This window comes from Terrisporobacter muris (assembly GCF_024621905.1).
Lineage (GTDB): Bacteria > Bacillota > Clostridia > Peptostreptococcales > Peptostreptococcaceae > Terrisporobacter > Terrisporobacter muris.
On record NZ_JANKBY010000362.1, the window covers coordinates 1 to 3,255 of the forward strand.

Consider the following 3,255-nt stretch of genomic DNA (forward strand, 5'->3'; position numbering starts at 1 on the left):
ATTTTTAACTTGATTAATAATATTACAACATTCATACATCTAGAAATTGTTGTTGCCAAAGCTAAACCTACAATTCCCATATTCATATTTATAAAAAGTATGTTTAATATTATATTTAATATATTTGCAAAAGCCGTAGCAATCATTGGTGTTTTTGTATCCTTGGTAGCTCTTAAGCAACTGGATAAAATTAAAGATAAACACAAAAAAATAATTGGAACTACAACAACTAAATAATAAGGTGTGGCAAGATTTAAAATTTCATGTCTTGCACCACATATTTTTAAAATCGGTTCATAAAATAATATATTAATTATTCCTACAATTAAACTTATTATAATTCCTAAAAAGATTGACTGAGTAGTTGCTTCTTTAACCTTATTCATTTCTTCTCTTCCAAAATTTCTTGCAACAACTGCACTTGTTCCTACACTAATAGCAGTAAAAAACACAATAAATACATTCATAATCAAATTAGTCACACCTATAGCTGCAATAGCTTTATCACTGATTTGTCCCGCAAAATAAGTATCAACAGTTCCAAGTAAAGTTTGAAGTATATTCTCTATAATTACAGGAATAGCCAATGTAGTAATAGTAATTATGTTATTTTTATTTTTAACTAAATACGCCATAATACTCCTCCTCATATCCCCCCTATGGGGTTATAAGAATTGTAGCACTACCTTCCCCGAACTTCAATAACAAAATTAAAAATACCCTTCACATAAAAAAAGCCTAATTCACACAAAATATGTAAACTAGACCTTTATTTTTATATAGCTTTTGATTTTTATTCTTTAAACCTATACTATAAAACTTCTATATTAATACTAACTTCTTTAACCTCATCTCTTTCTTCTTTACTTAATTTTGAAAGATAATAAGATATATGTTTATTATCAATATTTAATTCTTCATTTAAATCCATAAGTGGAATTAGCACAAAAGCTCTTTCTTTTATTCTTGGATGTGGTAGTGTTAAACTTTCATCATCACTTATCATATTATTAAAAAATAAAATATCCACATCTATAGTTCTAGGTCCCCACCTTATCACTCTCACCCTATTTAGCTCTTCCTCTATAAGATGACAGACTTTTAATAATTCTCCTGGAGATAGTTCCGTTTCTATTTCAACACATATATTAAGAAAATCAGCTTGCTCTGTATATCCCCATGCTTTTGTTTCATATACATTTGATATTTTTAATATATTAATTTGAGTATGGTTTTGAAGTATTTCACAAGCTTGTCTTAAATACCCTTCTCTATCTCCAATATTAGTTCCCAGACCTAAGTAAGCTTTATTCATTTCTACCTCTCCTAATTTCAACTGCAAAATAATCAAAATTTCCACTTACAGGTGCTTCTGGTTTTTTAACTCTAACCATGATAGATTGAATCATACTGTAACTATCTAAAACTTCCTTTGCAATTGTCTCTGCCAAAGCTTCTATTAAATCAAATCTTTTATTTTCTGTTATGTCTTTTATTATTTCATATACATCTGCATAACTAACAGATTTAGTCAAATCATCACTTTTTCCTGCTTCTTTTGTATCAAGGAGAAGTTCTGCATCTATAAAAAACTTTTGTCCTAGAACTTTTTCTGCTTCCAAAACTCCGTGATATGCATAAAATCCTAAATTACTTAAAATTATCTTATCCATAATTAACCCCTATATAGTTTATCTGCAATTTTTGCAGCTTGTAAATTTTCTGCTACATCATGAACCCTTACTATCTCTACTCCATCTCTTATTCCAGAAACTGTAGTTGCAACTGTAGCCTCTATTCTTTCTCTCGGCTCTCCGCCAACTATATTTCCTAGAACTGATTTCCTTGAAGTTCCAAGTAAAACTGGATATCCTAAAGTTTTAAGTTCATTCAATCTTTTTAATACTTCTAAATTTTGTTCAAAAGTTTTTCCAAATCCTATACCCGGATCTAAAACTATATTCTCTTTTTTAACTCCTGCTTTTAAAGCTTTATCTATACTATTTTGTAAAAATTCTTTTATACTCTCCATTATATCTTTTTCATAATTCGTTCCTTCTTGATTATGCATTATACAAACAGATGCATCGTATTTACTAATAACAGTTGCCATGTCTTCGTCATAAGTTAATCCCCAAACATCATTAACCATATCAGCTCCAAGCTTCAAAGCTTCTTCGGCTACTTGAGATTTGTAAGTATCTATAGATATAGGTACATCTATATTATTTTTAAGTACTTTTATAACAGGAGCTATTCTTTTTATTTCTTCTTCAGCAGAAACAAATTTGTGACCTGGTCTAGTGGATTCGCCTCCTACATCTATTATGTCTGCCCCTTCTTCAACCATTTCTTTAGCATGTTTAACTGCTATTTCTACATTTGTATAGTTACCTCCATCAGAAAAACTATCTGGAGTTACATTTAAAATTCCCATTATGTAAGTTTTTTTGCCATATTCAAACATAAATCTTCTCCCTATATATTATTAATCAAATTTTATTAAACTCATTGCTTCACTTCTAGCTAGGGCGTCTGTTTCAAAAATTCCTCTAACTGCAGAAGTTATCGTCTTACTTCCTGGTTTTTTTACACCACGCATGGTCATGCACATATGCTCAGCTTCTACCACAACCATTACTCCGTAAGGTTCTAATTCTTCCATTATAATATTTGCAGTTTCCTTTGTAATTCTTTCCTGTAATTGAGGTCTTCTAGCAAAAGTTTCAATTACTCTTGCTAATTTAGATAACCCTGTAAGTCTTCCATCCTTTGGTACATACACAACATGCGCCTTTCCGAAAAATGGTACTAAATGATGTTCACAACTTGAATAAAAAGGTATGTCTTTTACTACTACCATTTCCTCATGGTTTTCGTTTTTGAATAAAACTTTTAGATGTTGTCTTGGATCTTCATGAAGTCCACTAAATATTTCTTCATACATTCTTGCCACTCTATCTGGTGTACCTATCAACCCTTCTCTATCAGGATCTTCCCCTATAGCTATCAATATGTCTCTAACTGCCTTTTCTATGGCAGGCTTATCAACTGTTCTTTTTTCCCCCATTTTTCTCCTCCCAATTTACAAGTTTCTAAAAACATAATCTGTTACTTTTATTATTTTTTTATATTTATTAAATCCACTAACATTACATATTAATTTATATAATGTAGGATCTTGCATTTTTAAAGATTTTAATAACTTTTTATCTTTTGGTAACCAAATATCATTAATTAGATAATACATTTTTA

Annotated in this window: 5 protein-coding genes; all 5 read right to left on the bottom strand. The window is 29.8% G+C overall.

Annotation, left to right across the window (positions count from 1 at the left end; translation table 11 throughout):
• On the bottom strand, window positions 1-635 hold a 635-nt coding region (locus NSA58_RS17780), incomplete at its 3' end, for an MATE family efflux transporter (RefSeq protein WP_257560763.1).
• A 176-nt stretch (window positions 636-811) separates the two neighbouring features.
• The gene (folK, locus tag NSA58_RS17785; RefSeq protein ID WP_039679892.1) at window positions 812-1,315 is read right to left on the bottom strand and encodes a 2-amino-4-hydroxy-6-hydroxymethyldihydropteridine diphosphokinase; all 504 of its coding nucleotides are present in this window, start codon (window positions 1,313-1,315) and stop codon (window positions 812-814) included.
• Complete coding sequence (gene folB, locus NSA58_RS17790) at window positions 1,308-1,673, bottom strand: dihydroneopterin aldolase (protein WP_039679891.1); 366 nt, start codon at window positions 1,671-1,673, stop codon at window positions 1,308-1,310. Before folB ends, folK begins: the two co-directional genes overlap by 8 nt.
• Window positions 1,674-1,675: 2 nt before the next feature.
• On the bottom strand, window positions 1,676-2,467 hold the full coding sequence (folP, locus tag NSA58_RS17795; protein ID WP_039679890.1) for a dihydropteroate synthase: 792 nt from the start codon (window positions 2,465-2,467) through the stop codon (window positions 1,676-1,678).
• Window positions 2,468-2,488: 21 nt separating this feature from the next.
• Window positions 2,489-3,070 (bottom strand): GTP cyclohydrolase I FolE, encoded by a 582-nt coding sequence (gene folE / locus NSA58_RS17800; protein WP_039679889.1) that lies wholly within the window; start codon window positions 3,068-3,070, stop codon window positions 2,489-2,491.
• Window positions 3,071-3,255: the final 185 nt, after the last annotated feature.

Coding starts and splice junctions, on each gene's coding strand:
- folB (WP_039679891.1), bottom strand. CDS start 1,673: ATGGATAAGATAATTTTAAGTAATTTAGGATTTTATGCATATCACGGA.
- folP (WP_039679890.1), bottom strand. CDS start 2,467: ATGTTTGAATATGGCAAAAAAACTTACATAATGGGAATTTTAAATGTA.
- folE (WP_039679889.1), bottom strand. CDS start 3,070: ATGGGGGAAAAAAGAACAGTTGATAAGCCTGCCATAGAAAAGGCAGTT.
- folK (WP_039679892.1), bottom strand. CDS start 1,315: ATGAATAAAGCTTACTTAGGTCTGGGAACTAATATTGGAGATAGAGAA.